The 26,147-nt window shown below is 61.9% G+C and carries 22 protein-coding genes and 4 tRNA genes; 21 read left to right on the top strand and 5 right to left on the bottom strand.

Annotated features, from left to right (window positions below; all coding sequences use genetic code 11):
* Positions 1-2: 2 nt before the first annotated feature.
* Entirely contained in the window at positions 3-359 is a 357-nt protein-coding gene (locus H7A19_02475) for a PilZ domain-containing protein (protein ID MCP5473688.1), read from the bottom strand.
* Positions 360-561: 202 nt separating this feature from the next.
* On the opposite strand from H7A19_02475, the gene rplU reads away from it, so the two are divergent.
* The 3 genes from rplU to obgE all read left to right on the top strand — a co-directional run bounded on the left by rplU (position 562) and on the right by obgE (position 2,280).
* Entirely contained in the window at positions 562-873 is a 312-nt protein-coding gene (gene rplU, locus H7A19_02480; protein MCP5473689.1) for a 50S ribosomal protein L21, read from the top strand.
* 28 nt (positions 874-901) lie between these two features.
* Positions 902-1,159, top strand: a complete 258-nt coding sequence (gene rpmA, locus H7A19_02485) for a 50S ribosomal protein L27 (GenBank protein ID MCP5473690.1) — start codon at positions 902-904, stop codon at positions 1,157-1,159.
* Positions 1,160-1,242: 83 nt separating this feature from the next.
* Positions 1,243-2,280 carry a GTPase ObgE gene (obgE, locus tag H7A19_02490; GenBank protein MCP5473691.1) on the top strand — a complete coding sequence of 346 codons (1,038 nt, stop codon included), beginning with the start codon at positions 1,243-1,245 and terminating at the stop codon, positions 2,278-2,280.
* A gap of 225 nt (positions 2,281-2,505) precedes the next feature.
* Here the strand turns inward: obgE and rpsT are convergent, their stop codons facing one another.
* From rpsT to H7A19_02510, 4 genes are all read right to left on the bottom strand, one after another.
* On the bottom strand, positions 2,506-2,787 hold the full coding sequence (gene rpsT, locus H7A19_02495) for a 30S ribosomal protein S20 (protein MCP5473692.1): 282 nt from the start codon (positions 2,785-2,787) through the stop codon (positions 2,506-2,508).
* A gap of 90 nt (positions 2,788-2,877) precedes the next feature.
* On the bottom strand, positions 2,878-3,924 hold the full coding sequence (locus tag H7A19_02500; protein MCP5473693.1) for an RNA 3'-terminal phosphate cyclase: 1,047 nt from the start codon (positions 3,922-3,924) through the stop codon (positions 2,878-2,880).
* A gap of 238 nt (positions 3,925-4,162) precedes the next feature.
* Positions 4,163-5,383 carry an RtcB family protein gene (locus H7A19_02505; protein ID MCP5473694.1) on the bottom strand — a complete coding sequence of 407 codons (1,221 nt, stop codon included), beginning with the start codon at positions 5,381-5,383 and terminating at the stop codon, positions 4,163-4,165.
* Positions 5,384-5,888: 505 nt separating this feature from the next.
* On the bottom strand, positions 5,889-7,430 hold the full coding sequence (locus tag H7A19_02510; protein ID MCP5473695.1) for a TROVE domain-containing protein: 1,542 nt from the start codon (positions 7,428-7,430) through the stop codon (positions 5,889-5,891).
* Between the two features lie 281 nt (positions 7,431-7,711).
* Between H7A19_02510 and H7A19_02515 the strand changes: the two genes are divergently transcribed.
* The 18 genes from H7A19_02515 to rpoB all read left to right on the top strand — a co-directional run bounded on the left by H7A19_02515 (position 7,712) and on the right by rpoB (position 26,130).
* Positions 7,712-9,319, top strand: a complete 1,608-nt coding sequence (locus H7A19_02515) for a sigma 54-interacting transcriptional regulator (protein MCP5473696.1) — start codon at positions 7,712-7,714, stop codon at positions 9,317-9,319.
* Positions 9,320-9,764: 445 nt separating this feature from the next.
* Positions 9,765-11,324 carry a murein biosynthesis integral membrane protein MurJ gene (gene murJ / locus H7A19_02520; protein MCP5473697.1) on the top strand — a complete coding sequence of 520 codons (1,560 nt, stop codon included), beginning with the start codon at positions 9,765-9,767 and terminating at the stop codon, positions 11,322-11,324.
* A gap of 55 nt (positions 11,325-11,379) precedes the next feature.
* A complete protein-coding gene (locus H7A19_02525) occupies positions 11,380-12,312 on the top strand; it encodes a bifunctional riboflavin kinase/FAD synthetase (GenBank protein ID MCP5473698.1) in 933 nt (310 codons plus the stop codon).
* Positions 12,309-15,116 carry an isoleucine--tRNA ligase gene (gene ileS, locus H7A19_02530; protein MCP5473699.1) on the top strand — a complete coding sequence of 936 codons (2,808 nt, stop codon included), beginning with the start codon at positions 12,309-12,311 and terminating at the stop codon, positions 15,114-15,116. Before H7A19_02525 ends, ileS begins: the two co-directional genes overlap by 4 nt.
* Positions 15,085-15,633 carry a lipoprotein signal peptidase gene (locus tag H7A19_02535; protein ID MCP5473700.1) on the top strand — a complete coding sequence of 183 codons (549 nt, stop codon included), beginning with the start codon at positions 15,085-15,087 and terminating at the stop codon, positions 15,631-15,633. The genes ileS and H7A19_02535 overlap by 32 nt, the downstream gene beginning before the upstream one ends.
* Positions 15,614-16,564 (top strand): 4-hydroxy-3-methylbut-2-enyl diphosphate reductase, encoded by a 951-nt coding sequence (gene ispH, locus H7A19_02540; protein MCP5473701.1) that lies wholly within the window; start codon positions 15,614-15,616, stop codon positions 16,562-16,564. Before H7A19_02535 ends, ispH begins: the two co-directional genes overlap by 20 nt.
* 105 nt (positions 16,565-16,669) lie before the next feature.
* A tRNA-Tyr gene (locus H7A19_02545) sits at positions 16,670-16,754 on the top strand.
* A gap of 25 nt (positions 16,755-16,779) precedes the next feature.
* Positions 16,780-16,853, top strand: a tRNA-Gly gene (locus H7A19_02550).
* Positions 16,854-16,893: 40 nt separating this feature from the next.
* Positions 16,894-16,969 (top strand) — tRNA-Thr (locus H7A19_02555).
* Positions 16,970-17,010: 41 nt separating this feature from the next.
* Entirely contained in the window at positions 17,011-18,201 is a 1,191-nt protein-coding gene (tuf, locus tag H7A19_02560; GenBank protein MCP5473702.1) for an elongation factor Tu, read from the top strand.
* Positions 18,202-18,234: 33 nt separating this feature from the next.
* A tRNA-Trp gene (locus H7A19_02565) sits at positions 18,235-18,310 on the top strand.
* 80 nt (positions 18,311-18,390) lie between these two features.
* Entirely contained in the window at positions 18,391-18,738 is a 348-nt protein-coding gene (gene secE / locus H7A19_02570) for a preprotein translocase subunit SecE (GenBank protein ID MCP5473703.1), read from the top strand.
* A 14-nt stretch (positions 18,739-18,752) separates the two neighbouring features.
* On the top strand, positions 18,753-19,313 hold the full coding sequence (nusG, locus tag H7A19_02575) for a transcription termination/antitermination protein NusG (GenBank protein ID MCP5473704.1): 561 nt from the start codon (positions 18,753-18,755) through the stop codon (positions 19,311-19,313).
* Between the two features lie 143 nt (positions 19,314-19,456).
* The gene (gene rplK / locus H7A19_02580) at positions 19,457-19,885 is read left to right on the top strand and encodes a 50S ribosomal protein L11 (GenBank protein MCP5473705.1); all 429 of its coding nucleotides are present in this window, start codon (positions 19,457-19,459) and stop codon (positions 19,883-19,885) included.
* A 4-nt stretch (positions 19,886-19,889) separates the two neighbouring features.
* A complete protein-coding gene (rplA, locus tag H7A19_02585) occupies positions 19,890-20,591 on the top strand; it encodes a 50S ribosomal protein L1 (GenBank protein ID MCP5473706.1) in 702 nt (233 codons plus the stop codon).
* Between the two features lie 277 nt (positions 20,592-20,868).
* Positions 20,869-21,396 carry a 50S ribosomal protein L10 gene (gene rplJ, locus H7A19_02590; protein MCP5473707.1) on the top strand — a complete coding sequence of 176 codons (528 nt, stop codon included), beginning with the start codon at positions 20,869-20,871 and terminating at the stop codon, positions 21,394-21,396.
* A gap of 49 nt (positions 21,397-21,445) precedes the next feature.
* Positions 21,446-21,820 (top strand): 50S ribosomal protein L7/L12, encoded by a 375-nt coding sequence (rplL, locus tag H7A19_02595; protein ID MCP5473708.1) that lies wholly within the window; start codon positions 21,446-21,448, stop codon positions 21,818-21,820.
* Positions 21,821-22,047: 227 nt separating this feature from the next.
* A complete protein-coding gene (rpoB, locus tag H7A19_02600; protein ID MCP5473709.1) occupies positions 22,048-26,130 on the top strand; it encodes a DNA-directed RNA polymerase subunit beta in 4,083 nt (1,360 codons plus the stop codon).
* Positions 26,131-26,147 lie beyond the last annotated feature (17 nt).

Raw genomic sequence — 26,147 nt, forward strand, 5'->3', positions numbered from 1 at the left:
GGTCAGTCGGGAGGACTGGCCAATTTGGCCAGCGTCGGTGCTCGCTTCAATGACAGCACCAGCTCGGACAGCTGTTCAAAAGCCGGCGTCTCGATCTCGTGGAATTCGATACCGATGCGGCGAAGTTCGACATGGGCAATGCGCGCCTTGGCCGCAAATGGACGGGAGTCTTCCAGTTCCAGCAGCATCTCCACGTGCTCGCCCATGGTGACGGTCGGATCATCCTCGCATTCCAGCAGGGCGCCATTGAGCGACAGGTCCAGCACTTTGCCGATGAGGCCGCTGGGCGCGATGGAGCGGAATCGCCCCGGCAGGGGAAATCGGGGTTCCTGGCGGCGATCGTGCTTTACCGGTCCCATTGCGGTTGGCTTCTCCGTATACTGTGCTGATGCGTACTGTGCGCCCTGAGCTGCATTCTACGTTGTGCGCGCGGTCAACTTACCCGATTGTGATGCTCTGTTCGAGTGCATCGAAGTAACGGCTTCCGTTCATTGACCGGACGGCTGCATCCGGTTATAGTTCCGCTCCTTTGTTTTGCGACTCAATGGACGAGGTCTCGTCATGTACGCCGTATTTGCGACTGGTGGCAAGCAGTATCGTGCAGCCCCCGGTGACGTTCTCAAGGTAGAGAAGCTGAATGTCGCCGAAGGCGATTCGATCGAACTCGATCAGGTGATGCTGGTTGCCGATGGCGACAGCATTACCGTTGGCGCACCCCTGGTTTCGGGCGCGAAGGTAGCTGCCACGGTGAAGAGCCATGGCCGTGCCGACAAGGTGTACATCGTGCACTTCCGTCGTCGCAAGCACCATCGCAAGCAGCAGGGTCATCGTCAGCACTACACCGAAATCGAGATCACGGGTATCAACGCCTGATCTCGGGCTCGTTCAGAAGGATTAAGTCATGGCACATAAAAAGGCTGGTGGTTCGACCCGCAACGGTCGCGACTCCAATCCCAAGTATCTCGGTGTGAAGCTCTTCGGCGGCCAGGCGGTTGCTCCGGGCAACATCATCGTGCGTCAGCGCGGTACGCGTTTCCATCCCGGCGCCAATGTCGGTCTGGGTCGCGATCACACGCTGTTTGCGCTGACGGGTGGCACGGTCAAGTTCCACGTCGGTGGGCCCCTGAATCGTCGCTTTGTGAGCGTCGTTTCCGAGTAATCATTGCGCCCTGCGTGCAAGCAAGAGCCCCGCCGCGTGCGGGGTTTTTTGTTTCCGCACCAAGGCATGAGGTTTCCAGGATCATGAAATTCGTCGATGAAGCGCGAATCCAGGTGCACGCTGGCAAGGGCGGCAATGGCTGCGTCAGTTTTCGTCGCGAGAAGTTCATCCCGCTGGGCGGACCCGACGGCGGCGATGGCGGCGACGGCGGCAGTGTTCGTCTGATTGCCGATGAGGGTCTGAACACGCTGATCGACTTTCGCCATCAGCGCAGTTTCCGGGCCGAGCGTGGGCAGAACGGCATGGGTCGGCAATGCTATGGGCGTGCCGGCGAGGACCTGGTCATCCGCGTGCCGGTGGGCACCGTGGTGATGGATGCGGGCACCGAAGAAACCATCGGTGATCTGACCGAGCATGGCCAGACCTTGCTGGTGGCGCAGGGTGGCATGGGCGGCAAGGGCAACATCCATTTCAAGAGTTCGGTCAATCGTGCGCCGCGCAAGGCCACGCCCGGTACGCCGGGCGAGGAGCGCGAGCTGCAGCTGGAGCTCAAGGTGCTTGCCGATGTCGGCTTGCTCGGTTTTCCCAATGCCGGCAAGTCAACCTTGATCCGCTCGATTTCCGCAGCCACGCCCAAGGTTGCTGATTATCCCTTCACTACACTGCACCCCAATCTGGGCGTGGTCCGCGCGGCCGCGGATCGCAGCTTCGTCGTCGCTGATATTCCGGGACTGATCGAGGGTGCATCCGAGGGTGCGGGTCTGGGCGTGCAGTTTCTGAAGCATCTGCAGCGCACCCGTCTGTTGTGGCACGTCGTCGATCTGGTGCCCTTCGAGGAGCAGGCCTCCTGCAGCAAGCAGGTGCGCGCGATCGAGCGGGAGCTTAAGAACTTCGATCCGGAACTGATGCAGCGACCGCGCTGGCTGGTGCTGAACAAGGCCGACATGCTGCCCGAGGGCGAGGCAGAGGCGCGAGCCAAGGCCCTGAAGCGCAGTCTGCGCTGGAAGGGTCCGGTTTACGTGGTCTCGGCGCTGGAGCGCCGCGGCCTGGAGCCGCTGGTGTACGCCACGATGGATGCGCTGGATACCCTTAGGCGCGCGCCGGAGGTAGAAGCGCCCTAGCGGCGCGAGGTCGCTCCCACGGGCAAATTCGGGGTTCATGGCCCATGGGCAGTGTCGAACCGACACAGGTGGCTCGCAATGACGCCGCTTCCACGGCCCGTGCGCAGTATCGCGCCGGTAAACGTGGCGTGGACTTGAAGCTCGAGCGTGGCAACGCCGTAGGCAAATCAACAAAACAAAAGGCCGGCATCAAGCCGGCCTTTCCGATGTTGCTTCAGCGGCCGATCAGGCGGCCGGCTGCGCGGCATCCAGCTTGCGGATGGCGGCGGTCAGGCGGCTCTTGTGACGGGCAGCCTTGTTCTTGTGAATGAAGCCATGCGCCGAAATGCGATCAATGATCGGCACGGCGGACTTCAGGGCGCCTTCGGCGGTGGATTTGTCACCAGCTTCGATGGCTTTCACGACTTTCTTGATGGCCGTGCGCAGCATGGAACGAACGCTGGAATTGTGAGCGTTGCGCTTGTCGGCTTGACGCGCACGCTTCTTGGCGGACTTGATATTTGCCACGAACGACTCCGAATACGGTTGGGGCTGAACAAAAGACCGCGGACTATAGCGACTGAATCCATTGGAAGTCAATTTTCATGCGGCGCGCGTTCAGGCGCCAGTCGCCTGCGCTTGCACGACAACGTGATGCCCCCCTTGAGTGCCCGGACAGGCCGAGATGCTGACCTGGCCGAGACCAAAGGCAGCGATGACCTCGGCATTGCTGCGCAGATGGGAGCTGGGCTGGTCGATGAGAAACTCGCCGCCGCCAGCCAAGATCATTGGCAACAGCAGCTGGTCAGACAAGTGCTCCCCGACCACCGCGGCAGAGGACAGGTACTGCTCCAGTGCATCGCAGGCGCCCGCAGCTACCTGCTCGGCGCTGAGTCGGCGCTCACCGAGGGCGGTCACCACCTCAGTGATGGAATCGAAATGGGCCATCAGGGTCAGCGCATTGCCTGGCCCGGCATGCCTGCCAAGGTCGATCTCCTGCAGGTGCTCGCGGCGCAACTGGAAGCGATCGGCCACGGTCGTCAGTTCGCGCAGTGCGACGTGCATCGGAATGCCTGCCACGGCAGCCTGGGCGCGAATGCCGACAGCGCTGCCGCGGTCGACCAGCCGGATGGGGCTCAGCGTTCCCGGTTCGATCTGGACCACGACCCGCCCGCCGCCCGCAGGAAAGAACCCGGGGCGTTCGACCTGCATGCGCACACGGGCACCCATGCGTGCGAGCACCGGCAGAAAGCCGTGTTCGATGAAGTCCGCTGTCGGCGCCATGGCATTGTGGGTACCGCCCTCCAGCGTCAATCGACTGGGGGCACCGGCACACAACAGGATAGGCAGCACCGTTTGCAACACCAGCATCGTGCTGCCAGCGGTGCCGATGGCGAAGTGGTGGCTGCCAGCGGCGATGGTGTTCGGCACGAAGCGGATTTCCGTTGATCCGATCTCGGCGCCACTGACATCTGCGGCGCTGATCTGTGCGGCAGCCTTCACGCAGGTGAGGTGCTGGCGCATCAGTCCCGGCTTGGCCCGGCCCGCGCGAATCCGGCGCACATGCAAGGACCTGCCGGTCAGCACCGACAAAGTCAGCGCCGTGCGCAGGATCTGACCCCCGCCTTCGCCTTGTGAGCCGTCTATTTCGATGCTTGTAGTCATGACTCTGTTCCTGTGGGGTAGAGCTTTCTTGTCCGCAAAGGACGCAAAGGACGCCAAGAAGAGCAGTGCAGTGGTTTGCCAAAGGTTTGTCGACGGCTCTTCGCGCGGCGCAAACTAGCGATCACCCGGTGCCTCGTCGGCCAGGGGCCTTCGTTGCTACCTTTGGATCGTCGCCGCTTATTCAAATTGCTCTTCTTCCCGTCCTTTGCGTCCTTCGCGGACTAAAGGCTCTTGGCACTTAGCCCTTCACGCACACCACTTGGCGCAGCGTATGCACGATCTCGACCAGATCGCGTTGTGCTGCCATGACCGCTTCGATCGGCTTGTAGGCGGCCGGTGACTCATCGATCACATCGTTGTCCTTGCGGCATTCGACGTGAGCGGTGGCGATGCGGTGCTGCTCCAGCGTGATCTCCTTCTTCGCCCGGGTGCGGCTCATCACCCGGCCGGCGCCGTGCGAGCACGAACACAGGGAATCCGCGTTGCCGAGGCCGCGCACGATGAAGCTCTTGGCACCCATGCTGCCCGGGATGATCCCGAGCTGCCCGGCGCGAGCGCTGACCGCACCCTTGCGGGTGACGAACAGTTCCTCGCCGAAGTGGGTTTCCTTCTGCACATAGTTGTGATGACAGTTGACTGCCTCCTCGGTGACCGAGAACTTCTTCGGAACGATCTTCTGCAGCGCCTCCAGCGTATGCCGCAGCATGATCGCGCGGTTCTCGCGGGCGAAGGCCTGGGCCCAACCCACGGCAAACACGTAGTCATCGAAATGCGGCGAGCCCTCGCTGAAATAGGCCAGATCACGGTGTGGCAGGTTGGCGATGTGGTTGCGCATATCGGCCTGTGCCAACTCGATGAAATGGGTGCCGATGGCGTTACCGACGCCACGCGAACCCGAATGCAGCATCACCCACACCGAACCGCTTTCGTCGAGACAGATCTCGACAAAGTGATTGCCGGTACCGAGCGTACCCAGGTGCCGGAAATTGTTGGTCTTGTTCAAGCGCGGGTGCAGTTCGCACAAGCGCTTGAAGTCGGTCTCCAGACCGCGCCAGGCCGCTTCGGTCAGTTTCGGCGCCTTGTCCCAGGCGCCCTTGTCGCGCGCGCCCTTGCTGCGGCCATGCGGCACCGCACGCTCGATGGCGCTGCGCAAGGGGCCCAGATTGTCCGGCAGATCGGCCGCCACCAGGCTGGTGCGCGCCGCGATCATGCCGCAGCCGATGTCCACGCCGACGGCCGCCGGAATGATGGCGCCGCGGGTAGGCACGACCGAACCCACGGTCGCACCGATGCCGAGATGCACATCGGGCATCGCTGCCACAAAGGGGCCGACCACCGGCAGGCGCGCCAATCCCATCAACTGGCGACGCGCCTCGTCCTCGACCGGCACGCCCTGGGTAAACATCTTGATCGGCACGCCACCGTGCTGTTCGATCAACTCAAAATTCGATGCGTTCATGATCTTTCTCGCTTGTTTCAAGGTGCAGCGCACGACCAGTGGGTGAAAGACGTTCTGCAGTGCTCTACCTGGCTGAGCTACGGACCGGAAGGTCCGGCCGGATTTGAACCGACGACTCCTGGATTAATGTAGTCCTTCGTGCATTCGTGGCGCTGCGCGTAGCGGCGACAAGTTTTCGGCAAGACGGGACATTCCAAAGATGTAGTCCTGCCTGCATTCGCCGCTACGCGAAGCACCATTCTGCTTTGACTCACGTTCTATCGCGAGCCGTGTTCTGTTGTAGGTCATGTTGTCCGCAAAGCGGACTACTTGACGGGTCTTCTCAGGCAACACGACCAAATTGCCGGGACAGCATCCGCGCTTGCGCTTGGATGGCCGGACTTGAACCGGCTGGGCTTGCGCCGTATCCATGTAGTCCCGGCGGCATTCGTGCTGCGAGTTCCACTCTCTTCATCCGAGGCTGCGCCTTTCGACGCAGCCTCGGCCTTTCAACAACCAACAAGCTTTAGGTCAAATCCACGGCCTCGATCTGACGCACCCAGTGGTCGGTGTTGTAGCGATCTGCGCTGAACTCCGCGATCACCTCGAACACTGCATCGGCAAACCCGCCGACATTGAGCACATCCTGCTGTCTCGCCACCTGGCTGTTGGTGTAGGGCTGCAGATCCACGCAGATCAGTTTGGCTGACGGATTGCGTTGCTTGATCCGTTGCCATTGCAACTGCGTTGCCGTCGCGCCCGACTGCCTGTTGTCGATCCAGCTCTGGTTGTCCGACAGGATGATCAGATTGTCCGGCGCCATTCCCATCCGGTTGATCTGCTCCAGTGGCGCGCTGATGCAGGTTCCGCCGCCGAGCAGGCTCGCCAGCGATTGCGCTATTTCCAGCACGCCGCCCCGGGCGCGATTCCACGGCCGTACCCGATCGTTGAACGGCAACACCATGGCACCCTTGTTACGCGCCAGGATTGCGGCCGCCATCAAGCCGGCGACATCCACGCAGCGCGTTGCCGACGTCGCGCCCTGACGATATCCGGTGACCGGCGAGCCCATCGATCCGGAAACGTCGATGGCCACAGCCACCGAGCCCGTCAGCGAGGGCACATTGCTCACCGCAATCTCGGTCGCCTCCCGCAGTGCCTCGCGAATCGGCTGCGGCACGGCCTGTGCCGCCTGGTACGCCGTGAGCAACTGGTACGGAAACGCCCGGGCCTTGCGAATGGCGCGTTCGTCTGCCAAGCGCTTGGCGACCAGCTTGATCATGGTCCGCTCCTCGAAAACGCCATGACGCATGAAGGTGTTCAGATTCATGCGCGTCTGCGTCCAGCTTGCATTGCGTGCGATCTGCACCCAGTGCTCGCGACCGAGCGGCTGCGCCGTCAGCAACTGAAAAGGCAGCTTGGGCAGCGGCGCACGCGAATCGAGTTTGAAACGCTCGAAGGCAATCAGTTCCGACGGCAGCAGGCTATGGTCTACGGGCTTGCCGATCAGGTAACCGTACAGCGCCGAGCGCTCGATCGAAGCGGCGCGCGGATGCACCATGCGGATCACGTCAGCCAGGCTGGGCTGCTGTCCCACCATGGCTCGAATCAGGCGCTCGTCGCTGGACCGCTCCAGCCACTGCTGCACCAGACGCTTGGGACGCGAACCCAGGCTCTTTCGGGCCACCGTGCCGGAACGCAGCATCTGCACGAAGTTGCGCAGCATCACGCCGTCATCGATCACCCGGGCAAACACCTGCTCCAGGCGGTCGCTGTCGAAACTGGCCAGCCAGGCGCAGAGCAAGGCTGGCATGTCCTTCATGCGGCCGCGCTCTCGGGCATACACCGCCGTCTTGGCCAGGTACTCACCAGGGACCTCGAAACACAACTTCAGCACCTGATCCAGTTGCAGCTCGGCGCTGGCGTAGTAGGTCTGGTTGAGGCAGCCGGTCATTGCCAGTTGCGCCAGCGACTGCTTCGCGCTCATCGCATAGGCAATCGCACCCTCGGCATTGAGCACATTGCTCTGGGCGGCGCGCTGGCTGGAAAACAAGGATCGATTGGCCATGGTGAGTTTCCCTCAGGACGAGAAACAGTCTCGTCGCGGATGGAGCTATTACATGATCCGTGCCAGCTTATCCGCAGGTTACGCAAGACATTGATATGTATTGCTTTTTGTTGGGATTCGAAATTTACTACAGAAGCGAACCTGTCAAGATATTTATCTCGCTGGATAAGTTATATCCAAGCGAATATGATTCTTGGCTAGATTCCCCGGTGCTGTCGTGGGTCCAGTGTCGGGGCGAAACAGGTGGCGCGCCATGACGCCGCAAAGGGTGATGAAGCACCATGAAAAAGAAAGTGGTGATCGGCTTCCTCGGTACCCAGTTGGATGCCGGGCAGGGCAAGAACCGCTGGGAAAAATGGCGGCCGACGGTCAGTCTGGGCATGTTCGAAGACTTCGGCGCCGATCGCATCGAGCTCCTGGTTGACCAGCGTCGCTTCAAGACCGTGGTCGGCCAGGTGCTGGAGGATCTGCGTGAACTCAGCCCGGATACCGAACTGCGCGTGCACGACTTCCGCGTGGCCGACCCCTGGGATTTCGAGCAGATGTACGGCGGACTGTACGAATTCGTCCGCAACTACGAATTCGACATGGAGCATGAAGATTATCTGGTGCACATCACCACGGGAACGCATGTCGCCCAGATCTGCTGGTTCCTGCTGACGGAGGCACGCTTTGTGCCGGGGCGATTGTTGCAGACCTCGCCGCCGCGCAAGCAGCGCGCTGGCGAGGCGGGCATGCACTCGATCATCGACCTGGATCTGGCCCGTTACGACCGCATCGCCCAGCGCTTCGCCTTGGAAAGCGCGGAGACCACCAGCTTCCTGAAAAGCGGCATCGCCACGCGCAGCCCGGCCTTCAATCGCATGATCGAACAGATCGAGCGGGTCGCGGTACGCTCGCGCGCGCCGATACTGCTGATGGGCCCGACTGGCGCCGGCAAGAGCATGTTGGCGCGCAATCTGTTCGACCTGAAGAAGAATCGGCACGAACTGAAGGGCCGCTTTGTCGAGGTCAATTGCGCCACGCTACGTGGCGATGGCGCCGGGAGTGCCTTGTTCGGCCATGTGCGCGGCGCTTTCACCGGCGCCCAGGGTGAGCGTGCCGGCTTTCTCAAGAGCGCTGACCAGGGGCTGCTGTTTCTCGATGAGATCGGCGAGCTGGGCCTGGACGAGCAGGCCATGCTGCTGCGCGCCATCGAGGACAAGCGTTTTCCGCCTCTGGGTGGTGACAAGGAAGTCAGCAGCGACTTTCAGCTGCTGGCTGGGACCAATCGGGATCTGTCGCAGGCGGTCGCTGAAGGCCGTTTCCGTGACGATCTGTTTGCCCGGCTGAACCTGTGGACTTTCTATCTGCCTGGACTGAAGGAGCGCGCCGAGGACATCGAACCTAATCTGGAGTTCGAACTGGAGCGGCATGCACGTATCAACGGCGAGCGCGTGGCCTTCAATCGCGAAGCCCGTGAGCGCTACCTGCAGTTTGCCACCAGCAAGGAGGCCGTGTGGCCAGGCAATTTTCGGGATCTGGGGGCGTCGATCACGCGGCTGGCGACCTTGTCGGACCATGGGCGCATCACCGTGGATGGCGTGGAGGAGGAAATCGGGCGTCTGAAGCGACTCTGGACGGGTGCCAGCGGCCACGCGAACGATGCGGTCGACGGCCTCGATCTGCGCACGCTACTGGGCGACGCGGCCGACGGGCTGGATCGCTTTGACCGGGTGCAGCTGAGCGATGTGGTGTCGGTGTGTCGCGCTGCCCGCAACCTGAGCGAAGCCGGGCGGGTCTTGTTCAACGTCAGCCGAGAGCGCAAGGTCTCTAGCAATGACGCCGATCGTTTGCGCAAGTATCTGGCCCGATTCGGCCTCAGTTTCGAGCAGGTGCGACCACGGTAGCCGCTCTGGCCGTGGCGCCACTGTGGGAGCGGCTTCAGCCGCGACAGCTTCCCGCGCTCCCGCCAAACATGCCGCAAGTACTTCAATAGAAACATTTTCCGCAAAGGACGCAAAGGACGCAAAGTAGAGCGATTCCAAGTTGTCAGCCGGTTGTGTCGTCAGACTTCGCCGCTCAGCCGACCAAGCTTTGAAATCTTCGCGTCCTTTGCGTCCTTGGCGGACAAGAAATGGACCCCGAGATCGCCGACACTTTGATGCGCGAAAAAGTGCGCCGCCAGGGGCGACCGGGGCTCCCACAGTTGGGGTCACAACCCGTCAACACCACGGCTGGAACCCCGCGAATTCCGACCGATCGCAGCCCAAACGCGGGCAGATCGACCTTCGACGCGGTGCGGGCCTGTGCGCCGACTAGACTTGCTCGCCTCCGGAGATTGCTCTCGCGTGCATGAAACTGCTTCGCTCCACCGCCATCGTCAGCGCCATGACCTTGCTCTCGCGGGTGCTGGGCTTTGTCCGCGATCTGGTGTTCGCCCAGAAGTTCGGCGCCAGTCTGGCCACCGACGCCTTCTATGTGGCCTTTCGTATTCCCAATTTCATGCGCCGGCTGTTTGCAGAGGGTTCGTTCTCGCTGGCCTTCGTACCGGTGCTGGCCGAGTACCGCCAACGAGGTGATCGCGAGGCGCTGCGGCATTTTGTCGATCATGTCTGCGGCACGCTGGCGGCGATCTTGCTGATCGTCGTGTCCCTGGGCATCTTCGCCGCACCGGCCTTCGTCTCCGCCTTCGCTCCCGGCTTTCTCGACAAGCCCGAGAAGTTCGAGCTGACCGCGCAGATGCTGCGGGTCACCTTTCCCTACATCCTGCTGATCTCTCTGGCGGGCTTTGCCGGCGGCATCCTCAATAGTTACAGCCGCTTTGCGCTGCCGGCGCTGTCGCCGGTGCTGCTGAACATCGCCCTGATCGCTGCCGCCCTCTGGCTGGCGCCATTTTTTGACGAGCCGGTCAAGGCGCTGGCCTGGGGTGTGCTGATCGGGGGCGTGCTGCAGTTGCTGTTGCAGTTGCCTGGACTCGCCAGGCTAGGCTTGTTGCCGCGTCCGCGCTGGGGCTGGGGCGATGCCGGTGTACGCAAGATTCTCAGGCTGATGATCCCGACACTTTTCGGCTCATCGGTGGCTCAGGTCAATCTGCTGGTCGATACCCTGATCGCCTCCTTTCTGGTCACGGGTAGCGTGACCTGGCTGTACTACACCGACCGATTGCTCGAGTTTCCCCTTGGCATCTTCGGCGTCGCGCTGGGCACGGTGATCCTGCCGCACCTCTCAGGCAAGCATGCCGCGCAGGATCCCGAAGGCTTCACCCATTCGGTGGATTGGGGTTTGCGTCTGGGCCTGTTCATTGCGCTGCCGGCGGCGGTGTTCCTGATTCTGCTGGCCGAGCCGATGTTCCTGACGCTGTTCGGCTATGGTCGATTCAGTGCTCTGGATGCGCAGATGTCGGGCCTCAGTCTGGCGGCTCTGGCGCTGGGTCTGCCGGCCTTCATCGCGGTCAAGGTGCTGGCGCCGGCCTTTTATGCCCGTCAGGACACCAAAACGCCGGTCAAGGCCGGCATCGCCAGCATGCTCTCCAATATCGTGCTGAACGTGATCTTCGTCGGTATCTGGGTCTGGACCGGGCGCCCTGGCGCGCATGCGGGACTGGCGTTGTCGAGTGCTCTGGCCGGCTATATCAACGCCGGGTTGCTGTTCCACTGGCTGCGGCGCTCGGGCGCCTATCGCCTGGGCTCCGGCTGGGGTCGCTATGGTCTGTCATTGACACTGGCAACCCTGGCGGCGTCGGCTGCGGTGTGGCTGGTCTCGGCTCAGACGCCCGAGCCGGGCACACTCAGTGCCTGGCAGCGGCTGCTGTGGTTGTCACTGGCCGTGGCCGCGGGTGGCCTGAGTTATCTGGCTGCCGCCTTCGCGTCCGGACTGCGTCCGCGGCATCTGCGTGATCGGAGCCCGACATGATGGCGTCGAGTGCAGCGCGCGGCCTCGCTATACTCGTCGCTTTTTGCAGCGCACCATGAAATTCAGTCGCAGCCATCGTGGCGCAGCCCTGACGCCGGTCGGCAGCATCGTTGCCATCGGTGCTTTCGACGGCGTGCATCTGGGGCATCAGGCCTTGCTGGCGCAATTGCGCGAGCGCGCCGCGGCGCTCCGATTGCCCTCGGTGGCGGTCTGTTTCGAGCCCCTGCCGCGCCAGTACTTTGCCCGCGGCCCGGTATTGCGGTTGACGCCGGCGCGGGAACGGATCGAGCGCATTGGAGCCTGTGGCATCGATCATTTGCTGGCGCTGCGCTTCAATCAGGCGCTGGCCGCCACCAGCGCCGAGGATTTCATCGAGAACGTGTTGGTCGATCGCCTGCAGGCGCGCGAGGTCTGGGTCGGTCCCGGGTTTCGCTTCGGGCATCAGCGCGGCGGCGATCTCGAACTGCTGCAGTCATTGGGTCAGCGTCATGGCTATGTCGCCCGGGAGATCGCCGCGCTCACCGCCAATGGTGAGCGCATCAGCAGTTCGCAGATCCGTGCCGAGTTGATGGCCGGCGAATTTGACGCCGCCGAGCGCGCGCTGGGACGGCGCTACACCTATGCCGGCCGCGTCGTCCGCGGCCAGCAACTCGGCCGACAGCTGGGATTTCCGACCGCCAATCTGCGTTGGCCGCAGACCTCGCTGGGCTTTGGCGGCATCTTTGCCGTGCGAGTTGACGGTGCCGGACTCAAGCGTCATCCGGGCGTGGCCAGCCTGGGTTACAGACCCGCGGTCGGCGGCAAGGAACTGCTGCTCGAAGTCCATCTGTTCGAATTTGATGGCGACCTCTACGGAAAGCGGTTGACCATAGACTTCATTGCGAAGCAACGGGACGAATGGCATTTTCCCGACCTCGCATCCCTCGTTGAGCAGATTCGTCGCGACGCCGACGAAGCGCTTTCCTTGCTCGGAGTAAACCCAGCGTGACTGATTACAAGCACACCATCCAGCTGCCGACCACGGCTTTCGCCATGAAGGCGGATCTGGCCAATCGTGAGCCGGCCATGCTGGCGGCCTGGGAAGAGCAGGGCTTGTACGCCGCGCTGCAGGTGGCAACCGCCGATCGCAAGGCCTTCGTGCTGCACGATGGCCCGCCCTATGCCAACGGTGATATCCACATCGGCCACGCGGTCAACAAGATCCTCAAGGACATCGTGGTCAAATCCAAGCTGTTGTCCGGTTATCGCTCGCCCTATGTGCCGGGTTGGGATTGCCACGGGCTGCCGATCGAGGTGGCCGTGGAAAAGAAGGTCGGCAAGGTTGGCCAGAAGGTCGACGCCCGCCAGTTCCGCGCCGAGTGTCGCAAGTACGCGGCGCTGCAGATCGATCGTCAGCGCGAGGACTTCAAGCGCCTCGGCGTTCTCGGCGCCTGGGAACAGCCCTATCGCACGATGGACTTCCAGTTCGAGGCCGACATGGTGCGGTCTCTGGCGCAGATCTTCGAGCGTGGTCATGTGGTCCGCGGTTTCAAGCCGGTGCACTGGTGTTTCGATTGCCGCAGCGCGCTGGCCGAAGCCGAGATCGAGTACGGCAACAAGGTCGACCCGGCCATCGATGTGATGCTGCCCTTCATCGATGGCGCAGCGCTGGCGCAAGCTTTCGGCCTGGCGGCGCCAGTCAACGACGGCTTTGCGGCAATCTGGACCACGACGCCGTGGACTCTGCCGTCGAATCAGGCGGTGGCGGTCAACCCGGAGCTGGAATATGCGCTGGTGCGCACCGAGCGTGGTCATCTGGTCCTCGCTGACGCATTGGTCGAGTGCTGCCTCAAGCGTTTCAAACTCGAAGGCGAGGTGGTAGCGCGCTGCCTGGGCGCCGCATTGGAGCGGGTGGATGTACGCCATCCCTTCTACGATCGGGTGTCGATGCTGATCACCGGTGATCACGTCAGTGCCGACGACGGCACCGGCCTGGTGCATACCTCGCCGGCCTATGGCGTCGAGGATTTCCTGGCGCTCAAGCGTTACACCGATGAGGTCATCAATCCGGTGCAGGGCGACGGCCGCTACGCGGCAGACCTGCCGCTGTTCGGTGGAATGCGCATCAGCGAAGCCAATCCGCAGATCATCGAACATCTGCGCAGCGTCGACCGTCTGTTGGCCGCGTTTGAATCGGATCACAGCGTGGCCCATTGCTGGCGCCACAAGACGCCGACCATCTTCCGGGCCACGCCGCAGTGGTTCATCAGCATGGAAGCGGCGGGTCTGCGCGATCAGGCGATGGCGGCCATCGACACCGTGCGTTGGGTGCCCGAATGGGGCAAGGAGCGCATCCAGGGCATGATTTCCGGCCGGCCGGACTGGTGCATCTCGCGCCAGCGTACCTGGGGGGTGCCAATCGCCTTGTTTGTCGACAAGGTCCATCAGGCGCCGCATCCGCGTTCGGTCGAGCTGATGCATCAGGTGGCCGAGCGCATCGAGCAAGGCGGTGTCGATGCCTGGTACGACCTCGATGCGCGTGATCTGCTCGGCGACGAAGCCGATCAGTACGACAAGGTCACCGACATCCTGGACGTCTGGTTCGATTCGGGCGTGACCCATCGCTGTGTGGTCGAGGCGCGTCCGGAGTTGGCGGGTGTTCCGGCCGATCTCTATCTGGAGGGTTCCGATCAGCATCGCGGCTGGTTCCAGTCCTCCTTGCTGACCAGCACGGCCATGCGGGGCACCGCGCCGTATCGTCAGGTCCTGACCCATGGATTCACGGTCGATGCCGAAGGCAAGAAGATGAGCAAGTCGGCCGGCAACGTGGTTGCGCCGCAGCAGGTCATGAAGACCCTGGGCGCCGATGTGCTGCGGCTTTGGGTGGCTGCGACCGACTACCGCGCCGAAATGAGTGTGTCGGACGAGATTCTCAAGCGGGTCTCCGAGTCCTACCGGCGCATCCGCAATACCTGCCGCTATCTGCTGGCCAACCTCAATGGTTTTGACCCGAGTCAGCATCTGGTCGCGCACGCGGAACTGCTGCCCTTCGACCAGTGGATTGTCGATCAGGCCTGGCAGTTGCAGCAGCGCGCGATCAAGAGCTATGACGACTACCAGTTCCACCAGATCTATCAGGAGTTGCATGGTTTCTGCAGCGTGCAACTCGGCGCCTTCTACCTCGACGTGCTGAAGGACCGCATGTACACGCTGCAGCCCGATTCGCTGGCGCGACGCTCGGGGCAGACGGCGATGTACCACGTTGCTGAAGCCATGGTGCGCTGGATGGCTCCGATCCTGAGCTTCACCGCTGACGAGATCTGGAATTTCCTGCCGGCGCGGACGGTCAGCTCGCCCTTGTTCGTCACCTGGTACCAGGGACTGGCGCCATTGCCGCACGACACCCGAGTGTCTGCCTCGCAGTGGACCCAGTTGCTGAGTCTGCGTGAGGCCGTCAACCAGGCGCTGGAACCGATGCGCAAGGACAAGCGCATAGGCTCTGGACTGGACGCCGAACTGGATCTGTATCTGCCTGCCGAGCAACTGACTGCTATCGCCGAGTTGGCACCTGAACTCCGCTTCCTGTTCCTGGTCTCAGCCGTGCAGGTGAGTCCGCTTGAGTCCGCGCCTGGCGATGCCATCTCGGCGCTAGGCAGTTTGTCGCGCCTGCGCGTGCGAGTCAGCGAAGCGGCCAAGTGTGCGCGCTGCTGGCATCATCGGGAGGATGTGGGCAGCCACGCCAGCCACCCGGAACTGTGTGGTCGATGTGTGGAGAACGTGGATGGAAGCGGTGAAAGCCGACAGTGGTTCTGAAGTGAGCCGCCGGGGCGGGTGGGTCTGGCTGCTGTTGTCGGTAGTCATCATCCTTCTCGACCAGTGGACCAAGGGCATTGCCGTGGCCAGTCTGCAGTATCAGGTGTCGGTTCCGGTGGTGCCGGGGCTGAACTGGACGCTGGTCCACAATCAGGGCGGTGCCTTCAGCTTCCTGAGCGATCACGGTGGCTGGCAGCGCTGGTTCTTCCTGGTGGTCTCGAGCAGCGTTACGGTCGTGCTGATCGAATGGCTGCGCCGAACGGCACGCCATCATTGGCTGCTGTGCCTGCCTCTGGCGCTGCTGATCGGCGGCGCCATCGGCAATCTCATTGATCGCGCCCGCTTGGGCTATGTGATTGATTTTGTGGATGTGTACTACGGTCAGTGGCACTGGCCAGCATTCAACGTGGCCGATTCCGGCATTACCGTCGGTATCATCCTGTTGATTGCCTACGAGTTGTTCTGGGCGCGCAAATTCGAGAAGGGCGGGGAGGCGCATGGACGTACTGCTGGCTAATCCGCGCGGTTTTTGTGCCGGCGTCGATCGCGCCATCGACATCGTCGAGCGTGCGCTCGACCTGTTCGGAGCCCCGATCTACGTGCGCCACGAAGTGGTCCACAACCGCTTCGTGGTCGAGCGCCTGCGCGCCCGTGGAGCCATCTTCATCGAGGAGCTCCACGAAGTACCACGCGATGCCACCGTGATCTTCAGTGCCCATGGTGTCTCGCAGGCGGTCCGAGCCGAGGCGACGGAACGTGGCTTTCGGGTGTTCGACGCCACCTGCCCGCTGGTGACCAAAGTGCACATGGAGGTTTCCCGCCATTGCCGCGCCGGGCGCGACATGATCCTGATCGGTCACGCCGGTCATCCGGAGGTGGAAGGCACGCTGGGACAGTGGAGCCGGGAGGAGGGCAGCGGCGCCATCCAGCTGGTCGAAACGGTGGCCGACGTCTGGCAGATCACGGTCGCTCAGCCACGCAATCTGGCCTACACCACCCAGACCACGCTCTCGGTGGATGAAACCCAGGAGATCATATCGGCCTTGCGCGAGCGTTTTCCCGAGATCCAGGGACCGCGCCACGATGACATCTGCTACGCCACCCAGAACCGTCAGGACGCCGTCCGCGAGCTCGCCCAGCAGTGCGATTGTGTGCTGGTGGTCGGCTCCCCCAACAGCAGCAACAGCAACCGCTTGCGAGAACTGGCCGAACGTTTCGGTGTGCCGGCACATCTGATCGATGGCGCTGACGACATCCTCCCTGAGTGGCTGGTGGGCGTGGCGCGGGTGGGTGTGACCGCGGGTGCCTCCGCGCCCGAGGGCTTGGTCCAGGGCGTGGTCTCGCGCCTGATCCAGCTGGGCCAGGGCCGGGTGGTCGAGCTGGAAGGCGTCAAAGAGAGTATGGTATTCGCCCTGCCCAAGGAGTTGCGCGTGGTGGTCGAGTCCTGAACGCCAGCTGCACGTCGAAAGGATCTGACTCTCGGACGCGCAAATTCATCAAAATCCCAGTTGACAAAGATACGGGTCCGAAATCACAATAGTGGGCTCCGTCGCGGAGGGATACCCAAGCGGCCAAAGGGGGCTGACTGTAAATCAGCTGGCACTGCCTTCGGTGGTTCGAATCCACCTCCCTCCACCAGGTTCAGGGTTTGCGGTTGAGTAAGGCGGGAGTAGTTCAATGGTAGAACGTCAGCCTTCCAAGCTGAACACGCGGGTTCGATTCCCGCTTCCCGCTCCAGCCGCATACCAGAGCCGGAACTGAAAAAATTACCGTTTACGCCCATGTAGCTCAGTCGGTAGAGCACCTCCTTGGTAAGGAGGAGGTCGCTGGTTCGATTCCAGTCGTGGGCACCATTTCAGAAAGTCGTCAATGACGCACGCATCAGAGGCCGATCATGTCCAAGAGCAAATTTGAGCGCACCAAGCCGCACGTCAACGTGGGCACGATTGGCCACGTGGATCACGGGAAGACGACGCTGACCGCGGCGTTGACCAAGATTGGTGCAGAGCGTTTTGGTGGAGAATTCAAGGCGTACGACCAGATCGACAAGGCGCCGGAAGAGAAGGCGCGCGGCATCACGATCTCGACCGCGCACGTCGAGTACGAATCGCCGAACCGCCACTACGCGCACGTCGATTGCCCGGGTCATGCCGACTACGTGAAGAACATGATCACGGGTGCGGCGCAGATGGACGGCGCGATCCTGGTGTGCTCGGCGGCTGACGGCCCGATGCCGCAGACCCGTGAGCACATTCTGCTGTCGCGCCAGGTGGGCGTGCCGTACATCGTGGTCTACCTGAACAAGGCGGACATGGTGGACGACGCCGAGCTGCTCGAGCTGGTGGAAATGGAAGTTCGCGAGCTGCTGAGCAAGTACGACTTCCCGGGCGACGATACGCCGATCATCCATGGTTCGGCGCTGAAGGCGCTGGAAGGTGATCAGAGCGAGATCGGCGTGCCGTCGATCCTGAAGCTGGTGGATGCGCTGGACACCTACATTCCGGAGCCGCAGCGTGACATCGACAAGCCCTTCCTGATGCCGGTCGAAGACGTGTTCTCGATTTCGGGTCGTGGCACGGTGGTGACCGGTCGCGTGGAGCGCGGCATTGTGAAGGTGGGCGAGGAAATCGAGATTGTGGGCCTGAAGCCGACGATCAAGACGATCGTGACCGGCGTCGAGATGTTCCGCAAGCTGCTGGATCAGGGCCAGGCGGGCGACAACGTGGGTCTGCTGCTGCGCGGCACCAAGCGTGATGACGTCGAGCGCGGTCAGGTCATCTGCAAGCCGGGTTCGATCAATCCGCACACCAACTTCGAAGCTGAGGTGTACGTGCTGAGCAAGGAAGAGGGTGGTCGTCACACGCCGTTCTTCAAGGGCTATCGTCCGCAGTTCTATTTCCGCACGACCGACGTCACGGGCAACTGTGAGCTGCCGGAAGGTGTGGAGATGGTGATGCCGGGCGACAACGTGAAGATGGTTGTGTCGCTGATTGCCCCGATCGCGATGGAAGAAGGTCTGCGCTTCGCGATTCGCGAAGGCGGCCGTACCGTTGGCGCCGGTGTCGTCGCCAAGGTCATCAAGTAATCGGCCAACTGCAGTTGCACGCTTGAGGACAGTACGCCAGTAGCTCAACTGGCAGAGCAGCGGTCTCCAAAACCGCAGGTTGGGGGTTCGATTCCCTCCTGGCGTGCCACTTCAAGTCCGATGCATCGATCAGCCGAATAATCAAACGCCGCGCCCCGCGAGGGGCGCGGTGCAGGCGTCCAGGAATCCATGAACGCAAAAGATGTCATCAAGTTAGTGTTTACGGCGGTCTTCGCGATCGGCGGAGCAGTGACTTTCTATTGGTTCGCCGACCAGTGGCCGATGTGGGCACGGGTCTTGGCGTTGTTGGCCGGTCTGGGCATCGCAGTGGTGCTGGGTCTGTCCAGCGCCCCTGGTCAGGCCTTCAAGAAGTTTCTGTTGGACGCGCAGATCGAAGTGCGCAAGGTGGTCTGGCCAACCCGGCAGGAAACCTGGCAGACCACGTTGATCGTCGCTGTGGCGGTACTGATCATCGGCATCCTGATTTGGATCATTGACATGGTCCTGTCATGGATGGTCCGCATGTTGATGGGTTGAGAGGACGCTCCCGGATGTCAAAACGCTGGTACGTGGTCCACGCCTATTCCGGATTCGAGAATCAGGTCCGTCGCTCACTCGAGGAACGCGTGCAGCGGTCGGGTCTGGAGGATCGCTTCGGTCAGGTCCTGGTACCTACCGAAGAAGTCATCGAGATGCGGCACGGGCAGAAGCGCAAGTCCGAGCGCAAGTTCTTCCCGGGCTATGTGCTGGTGCAGATAGAAACCCTGGTGGACGGCCGGTCCATGCGCATCGACGACGAGTGCTGGCATCTGGTCAAGGAAACACCGAAGGTCATGGGCTTCATCGGCGGTACCGCCGACCGGCCACTGCCCATCAGTGACAAGGAAGCGGATGCGATCCTGCAGCGGGTTCAGGATGGCGTCGACAAGCCCAAGCCCAAGGTGCTGTTCGAACCCGGCGAGATGGTCCGAGTCACCGAAGGTCCGTTCAATGATTTCAATGCCGTGGTTGAGGAAGTCAACTACGACAAGAGCCGATTGAAGGTCGCGGTACTGATCTTCGGTCGTTCAACCCCGGTCGAACTGGAGTTCGGCCAGGTGGAGAAGGCGTAAGGAGAGCGGTGAAACGTAAAAGGTAAAACGTCAATTGAACGAAGCGGCTTTGAATTGACGTTTGACGTTTTACGTTTCACTTAAATCAGACGGGGAGCCGCGGACGTCCAGTCCAAGGCGTTTGAACCCGAAGGAGCGATGAAATGGCAAAGAAAGTCACAGGCTACATCAAGCTGCAGGTCAAGGCCGGCGAGGCCAATCCATCGCCGCCGGTAGGCCCGGCGCTGGGTCAGCGCGGCGTGAACATCATGGAATTCTGCAAGCAGTTCAATGCTGCCACGCAGAAGCAGGAGAAGGGTACGCCCCTGCCGGTGATCATCACCGTGTACAGCGATCGTTCCTTCACCTTCATCACCAAGACGCCCCCGGCCACCATCCTGATCAAGAAGGCACTGGGTCTGGCCAAGGGTAGCAGCCGCCCGAACACCGAAAAGGTCGGCAAGATCACCCGCAAGCAGCTCGAGGACGTGGCCAACACCAAGATGCCCGACCTGACGGCGGCTGATCTGGACGCCGCGGTGCGCACCATTGCTGGTAGCGCCCGCAGCATGGGCCTGAATGTGGAGATCTGACGCCATGACCACGATGACCAAGCGATTCAAGGCCCTGCAGGGCGTAGTGACTCCGGGCAAGACCTATCCGGTTGACGATGCGCTGCGCATCCTCAAGGACCATTCCAAGGTGAAGTTCGTCGAGTCCGTGGACGTCGCAGTGCGTCTGGGTATCGACGCCAAGAAGTCCGATCAGGGCGTGCGTGGTTCGACGCTGCTGCCGAACGGCACCGGCAAGACGGTGCGCGTTGCCGTCTTCTGCCCCCCGGGTGAGAAGGCCGATGCAGCCAAGGCTGCGGGTGCCGACGCGGTGGGTATGGACGATCTGGCTGAACTGATGCAGGGCGGCGAGCTCAATTTCGGTCGCGTCATTGCCACGCCGGACGCGATGCGCGTCGTCGGCAAGCTCGGCCAGCTGCTGGGGCCGCGCGGTTTGATGCCCAACCCGAAGGATGGTTCGGTCACCCCCGATGTGGTGACGGCGGTCAAGAATGCGAAGGCCGGTCAGGTCAAGTACCGCAACGACAAGGGCGGCATCATCCATTGCACGATCGGCAAGGTCAGCTTTGAAGTGGACGCCCTGCGCGAAAACCTCAACGCGCTGCTGGCCGACCTGCTGCGCCTGAAGCCGGCCAGTTCCAAGGGTCAGTATTTGCTGAAGATCAGTTTGTCGACGACGATGGGCCTGGGCGTGATCGTGGACCCGTCGACCGTCAACACCAAGTAAGTGTCAGTAATTTTGGGGGCGTCCGGCTGGTCCGGACCGCCGTCAAAGACCGCGGGCGTGTTCCTCAGGTCGCGCCGGGAGTCCCGGCAACGCAGGTGGAACACTTAATGGCGATACGGCCCGCGCAGATGGTGCCGCCCGATCCAGTTATGAACGGAAACGGCAGTACCGCAGTTCAGGATCCCAGTTCCGGGGTCCGACGTCGAGGTTGTCGATCGACGGAGTCGATACGGATGGTCGGTGATTGTTCACCATCATCTGCTGCTGGAGAGAAGCAATGGCGCTCAATCTGAATCAGAAGAAAGAGGTCGTTGCCGAACTCACCGACGTGGCTACCAGTGCAATGTCGCTGGTGGCCGCGAAGTATGACGGCCTGACCGTCGCCCAACTCACCGATCTGCGCGTGAAGGCGCGTACTAGCGGCGTTTACCTGCGTGTGGCAAAGAACACGCTGGTGCGCCGTGCAGTGAAGGGTACCGACTATGAATGCGTCACCGACGCGCTCACCGGTCCCTTGCTGTATGCCTTCTCGAAGGATGATCCCGGTGCCGCTGGGCGTCTGATCAAGGATTTCGCAAAGACCAACGACAAACTCGTCGCCAAGGTCGTGTCCGTGGGCGGAAAGCTCTACGGCGCAGCCGAATTGGATCGACTGGCAAGTCTGCCGACGCGCGAACAGGCTCTGTCCATGCTGCTCGGAATGCTCACGCAACCGGCTACCAAGCTGGTTCGCACCCTGGCCGAACCGGCCGCAAGCCTGGCACGTGCAGTTCGTGCCGTTGGTGAGCGTGCAGAGGCCGCCTGAGCGAGTTCCGCAACTGCTGTATCCGTTTATCAATCAGGAGTTTTGAATCATGTCCCTTAGCAACGATCAGATTCTCGAAGCGATTGCTTCGAAGAGCCTCATGGAGATCATGGATCTCGTGAAGGCAATGGAAGAGAAGTTCGGCGTGTCCGCCGCCGCCCCGGTTGCTGTTGCTGCCGGCCCGGCCGCTGCTGCTGCTCCGGTCGAAGAGCAGACCGAATTCACCGTGCACCTGGCTGCCATCGGTGACAAGAAGGTCGAGGTCATCAAGGCCGTTCGCGCCATCACCAACCTCGGCCTCAAGGAAGCCAAGGATCTGGTCGAAGGTGCCCCGTCGACCGTCAAGGACGGCTGCAGCAAGGATGACGCGCAGAAGTTCAAGAAGATGCTGGAAGAAGCCGGCGCCAAGGTTGATCTCAAGTAATCGACCCCAGGTCCGACTGTTGTACGCAGGGCTGGGGGCCGAAAGGTCCCCGGCCTCTATTCGTTAGTTGCAGCGTGGAAAAAGGTACATGGAAAAAGGAAAAAGGTAACGCGGTTCGCCAAACCAGAGGGTTGCGGCGGACTTCACCCTTTTCCTTTTTCCGTTTTCCCTTTTCCTGCTCCTGATTCACTGCCGCCAGTGCGCGGCCCAAGGCGAGAGTAATCCCCATGAGCTACTCGTTCACCGAAAAAAAGCGCATCCGCAAGGATTTTGGCAAGACTCCCGCAGTGCTTGCCGTGCCCCCATTGTTGGCGATTCAGGTCAACTCCTACCGCGATTTCCTGCAGACGGAGAACGGACCATCCAACTATCGCGATGTGGGTTTGCACGCCGCGTTGAAGTCGGTGTTTCCGATCAGCAGCTACTCGGGCAGCGCTTCGCTGGAATATGTCAGCTACCGTCTGGGCGAGCCGCCCTTCGACGTGCGCGAGTGCAAGTCGCGCGGCCTGTCCTATGGTGCGCCACTGCGGGTGACCGTGCGTCTGGTGGTCTATGACCGCGAGAGCTCGAACAAGGCAGTGAAGTACGTCAAGGAGCAAGAGGTCTACATGGGCGAACTGCCGCTCATGACTGATACCGGCACCTTCATCGTCAATGGCACCGAGCGGGTGATCGTGTCGCAGTTGCACCGTTCGCCGGGTGTGTTCTTCGACCACGACCGTGGCAAGACCCACAGCTCGGGCAAGCTGCTGTACTCCGCGCGCGTCATTCCCTACCGCGGTTCCTGGTTGGACTTCGAGTTCGACCCCAAGGATGCGCTGTTCACCCGTATCGATCGCCGCCGCAAACTGCCGGTGACCATCCTGCTGCGCGGACTGGGATACAACAACACCCAGATCCTGCAGATGTTCTTCGAGATCAACAAGTTCGAGCTCAAGAACACGGGTGCACTGATGGAACTGGTGCCGGAGCGTCTGCGTGGTGAAACCGCCAGTTTCGACATCCGCGTTGGCAAGGAGTTGATTGTCGAGGCCGGCAAGCGCATCACCTCGCGCCACGTCCGTCAGATGGAAAAGCTCAAGGACAAGCACCTCGAAGTGCCCGATGAGTATCTGATCGGTCGAATCCTGTCCGAGGACGTGGTGGATCCGAAGTCGGGCGAAGTGCTGGCACTGGCCAACGACGAATTGACCGACGACCATCTGAGCGCCTTCCGCCAGGCCAAGATCTCGGCCATCGGCACGATCTTCGTCAACGATCTGGATCGCGGTCCGTACATCTCCAACACGCTGCGCATCGACCCCTCGCGCAGCCAGCTGGAAGCGCTGGTCGAGATCTATCGAATGATGCGACCGGGCGAGCCGCCGACCAAGGAAGCGGCCCAGAACCTGTTCCAGAATCTGTTCTTCGCCGCTGACCGCTACGATCTTTCCGCCGTTGGCCGCATGAAGTTCAACCGTCGCGTCGGCCGCAAGGAAACCACCGGATCGGGCGTGCTTTCGCACGACGACATCCTGGCGGTGCTGCGCGTGCTGATCGACATCCGCAACGGCAAGGGCACGGTCGATGACATCGATCACCTCGGCAACCGCCGTGTGCGCAGCGTCGGCGAAATGGCCGAGAATGTGTTCCGCATTGGTCTGGTGCGTGTCGAGCGCGCGGTCAAGGAGCGTTTGTCGCTGGCCGAGTCCGAGGGTCTGACGCCGCAGGAACTGATCAACGCCAAGCCGGTGGCCGCGGCGATCAAGGAGTTCTTCGGCTCCTCGCAGCTGAGCCAGTTCATGGATCAGAACAACCCGCTGTCGGAAGTGACCCACAAGCGCCGCGTGTCGGCCCTGGGTCCGGGTGGTCTGACCCGTGAGCGCGCCGGCTTCGAAGTCCGAGACGTGCATCCCACGCATTACGGTCGGGTCTGCCCGATCGAGACCCCTGAAGGCCCGAACATTGGTCTGATCAACTCGCTGTCGGTGTATGCGCGCACCAATGACTACGGCTTCATCGAGACGCCCTTCCGTCGTGTCATCGACGGCAAGGTGACCGATCAGGTCGACTATCTGTCGGCCATCGAAGAGAACGAATTCGTGGTGGCGCAGGCCAGCGCGACCATGGACGAGGACGGCAACCTCAACGAGGATCTGGTGACCAGCCGCGAACGCGGCGAAATCCTGTTGAAGTCGCCGAGCGAAGTCCACTACATGGACGTGTCGCCGATGCAGATCGTGTCGGTAGCCGCAGCGCTGGTGCCCTTCCTCGAACACAACGACGCCAACCGCGCACTCATGGGCGCGAACATGCAGCGCCAGGCCGTGCCGACGCTGCGTGCCGAATGCCCGGTGGTGGGCACCGGCATCGAACGCAAGGTAGCCAGTGACTCCGGTGTGACCGTGATTGCCCGCCGCGGCGGTGTGGTCGATCAGATCGATGCTGGCCGTGTGGTGGTCAAGGCCAACGAAGCGGAAGTCGAAGAGAACGACGCTGGCGTCGATATCTACAGCCTGATCAAGTACACCCGCTCCAATCAGAACACCTGCATCAACCAGCGCCCGCTGGTTCAGGTCGGCGATCGCGTGGCCCCGGGCGATGTTCTCGCAGACGGTCCGTCCACGGATCTGGGCGAGCTGGCGCTCGGCCAGAACATGCTGGTCGCCTTCATGCCCTGGAACGGCTACAACTTCGAAGATTCGATCCTGGTCTCCGAGCGCGTGGTCAAGGAAGATCGTTACACCACGATCCATATCGAAGAGCTGACCGCGGTTGCCCGAGACACCAAGCTCGGCCCGGAAGAAATCACCGCCGATATCCCGAATGTGGGTGAGCAGGCGCTGTCGCGTCTGGACGAGAGCGGCATTGTCTACATCGGCGCCGAAGTCAACGCTGGCGACATTCTGGTCGGCAAGGTCACGCCCAAGGGTGAGACCCAGCTGACGCCGGAAGAAAAGCTGCTGCGCGCCATCTTCGGCGAGAAGGCCTCGGACGTGAAGGACAGCTCCCTGCGCGTTCCGCCGGGTATGGACGGTACCGTCATCGACGTCCAGGTCTTCACCCGTGACGGGCTGGAGAAGGACAAGCGTGCGCAGCAGATCGAGCAGGCCGAAATCAAGCGCGTGCGCAAGGATTTCGACGACCAGTTCCGAATTCTGGAGGCTGCAATCTACGATCGTCTGGCTGATGCGCTGGTAGGCAAGGTCGTCAACGGCGGCCCGCAGGGCATCAAGAAGGGTGAAGCCATCACCCGCGAGTATCTGGACAAGCTGGCTCGCAGCGAGTGGTTTGCGATCCGCATGAAGGACGACGCTGCCGCAGAGTCGATCGAGCGCGCGCAGGAGCAGATCGAACGGCAGAAGGCCGAGTTCGACAAGCGCTTCGAGCACAAGCGTTCGAAGATCACCGCCGGCGACGACCTGGCGCCGGGCGTGTTGAAGATGGTCAAGGTCTATCTGGCCGTGAAGCGTCGCATTCAACCCGGTGACAAGATGGCCGGTCGCCACGGCAACAAGGGTGTGATCTCGAACATCGTGCCGGTGGAAGACATGCCCTTCATGGACGATGGCACTTCGGTAGACATCGTGCTGAATCCGCTGGGCGTGCCCTCGCGCATGAACATCGGACAGGTGCTGGAAACCCATCTGGGCTGGGCCGCCAAGGGTCTGGGCAAGCGTATCGGCGAGATGCTCGAGGCCAAGGCCAAGATCGCTGATCTGCGCAAGTTCCTGGATGAGATCTACAACCAGAACATGATCCGCGAGCAGGTCGATCTCAGTACCTTCAGCGACGATGAATTGATGGCGCTGTCGAAGAACCTGACCAAGGGCGTACCGATGGCGACGCCGGTGTTTGATGGCGCCACCGAAGCCGAGATCAAGCGCATGTTGAAGCTGGCCAATCTGCCCGATTCCGGTCAGACCATCCTCTATGACGGCCGCACCGGCGACGCTTTCGAGCGTCCGGTGACCGTGGGCTACATGTACATGCTCAAGCTGAACCATCTGGTCGACGACAAGATGCACGCCCGTTCCACCGGCCCGTACTCGCTGGTGACCCAGCAGCCGCTGGGTGGCAAGGCCCAGTTCGGTGGTCAGCGCTTCGGTGAAATGGAAGTGTGGGCACTGGAAGCCTACGGTGCGGCCTACACCCTGCAGGAAATGCTGACGGTCAAGTCGGACGACGTGCAGGGCCGCAACCAGATGTACAAGAACATCGTCGATGGCGATCACCAGATGGTCGCGGGCATGCCCGAATCGTTCAACGTGCTGGTCAAGGAGATCCGCTCGCTGGCGATTCACATCGAGCTCGAGAACGAAGCGCAGTAACAGTCGAAGTCATTGGA

This window comes from Rhodanobacteraceae bacterium, from assembly GCA_024234055.1.
Taxonomy (GTDB): Bacteria; Pseudomonadota; Gammaproteobacteria; order Xanthomonadales; family SZUA-5; genus JADKFD01.

Excerpts from the sequence above, each read along its gene's own strand:
- nusG (MCP5473704.1), top strand. The coding sequence starts at position 18,753 with ATGTCAAAACGCTGGTACGTGGTCCACGCCTATTCCGGATTCGAGAAT.
- H7A19_02500 (MCP5473693.1), bottom strand. The coding sequence starts at position 3,924 with ATGACTACAAGCATCGAAATAGACGGCTCACAAGGCGAAGGCGGGGGT.
- rplL (MCP5473708.1), top strand. The coding sequence starts at position 21,446 with ATGTCCCTTAGCAACGATCAGATTCTCGAAGCGATTGCTTCGAAGAGC.
- murJ (MCP5473697.1), top strand. The coding sequence starts at position 9,765 with ATGAAACTGCTTCGCTCCACCGCCATCGTCAGCGCCATGACCTTGCTC.
- H7A19_02535 (MCP5473700.1), top strand. The coding sequence starts at position 15,085 with ATGGAAGCGGTGAAAGCCGACAGTGGTTCTGAAGTGAGCCGCCGGGGC.
- obgE (MCP5473691.1), top strand. The coding sequence starts at position 1,243 with ATGAAATTCGTCGATGAAGCGCGAATCCAGGTGCACGCTGGCAAGGGC.
- secE (MCP5473703.1), top strand. The coding sequence starts at position 18,391 with ATGAACGCAAAAGATGTCATCAAGTTAGTGTTTACGGCGGTCTTCGCG.
- ispH (MCP5473701.1), top strand. The coding sequence starts at position 15,614 with ATGGACGTACTGCTGGCTAATCCGCGCGGTTTTTGTGCCGGCGTCGAT.
- rpoB (MCP5473709.1), top strand. The coding sequence starts at position 22,048 with ATGAGCTACTCGTTCACCGAAAAAAAGCGCATCCGCAAGGATTTTGGC.
- rplA (MCP5473706.1), top strand. The coding sequence starts at position 19,890 with ATGACCACGATGACCAAGCGATTCAAGGCCCTGCAGGGCGTAGTGACT.
- H7A19_02525 (MCP5473698.1), top strand. The coding sequence starts at position 11,380 with ATGAAATTCAGTCGCAGCCATCGTGGCGCAGCCCTGACGCCGGTCGGC.
- H7A19_02475 (MCP5473688.1), bottom strand. The coding sequence starts at position 359 with ATGGGACCGGTAAAGCACGATCGCCGCCAGGAACCCCGATTTCCCCTG.
- rplU (MCP5473689.1), top strand. The coding sequence starts at position 562 with ATGTACGCCGTATTTGCGACTGGTGGCAAGCAGTATCGTGCAGCCCCC.
- H7A19_02515 (MCP5473696.1), top strand. The coding sequence starts at position 7,712 with ATGAAAAAGAAAGTGGTGATCGGCTTCCTCGGTACCCAGTTGGATGCC.
- rpmA (MCP5473690.1), top strand. The coding sequence starts at position 902 with ATGGCACATAAAAAGGCTGGTGGTTCGACCCGCAACGGTCGCGACTCC.
- rplK (MCP5473705.1), top strand. The coding sequence starts at position 19,457 with ATGGCAAAGAAAGTCACAGGCTACATCAAGCTGCAGGTCAAGGCCGGC.
- H7A19_02505 (MCP5473694.1), bottom strand. The coding sequence starts at position 5,383 with ATGAACGCATCGAATTTTGAGTTGATCGAACAGCACGGTGGCGTGCCG.
- rplJ (MCP5473707.1), top strand. The coding sequence starts at position 20,869 with ATGGCGCTCAATCTGAATCAGAAGAAAGAGGTCGTTGCCGAACTCACC.
- tuf (MCP5473702.1), top strand. The coding sequence starts at position 17,011 with ATGTCCAAGAGCAAATTTGAGCGCACCAAGCCGCACGTCAACGTGGGC.
- H7A19_02510 (MCP5473695.1), bottom strand. The coding sequence starts at position 7,430 with ATGGCCAATCGATCCTTGTTTTCCAGCCAGCGCGCCGCCCAGAGCAAT.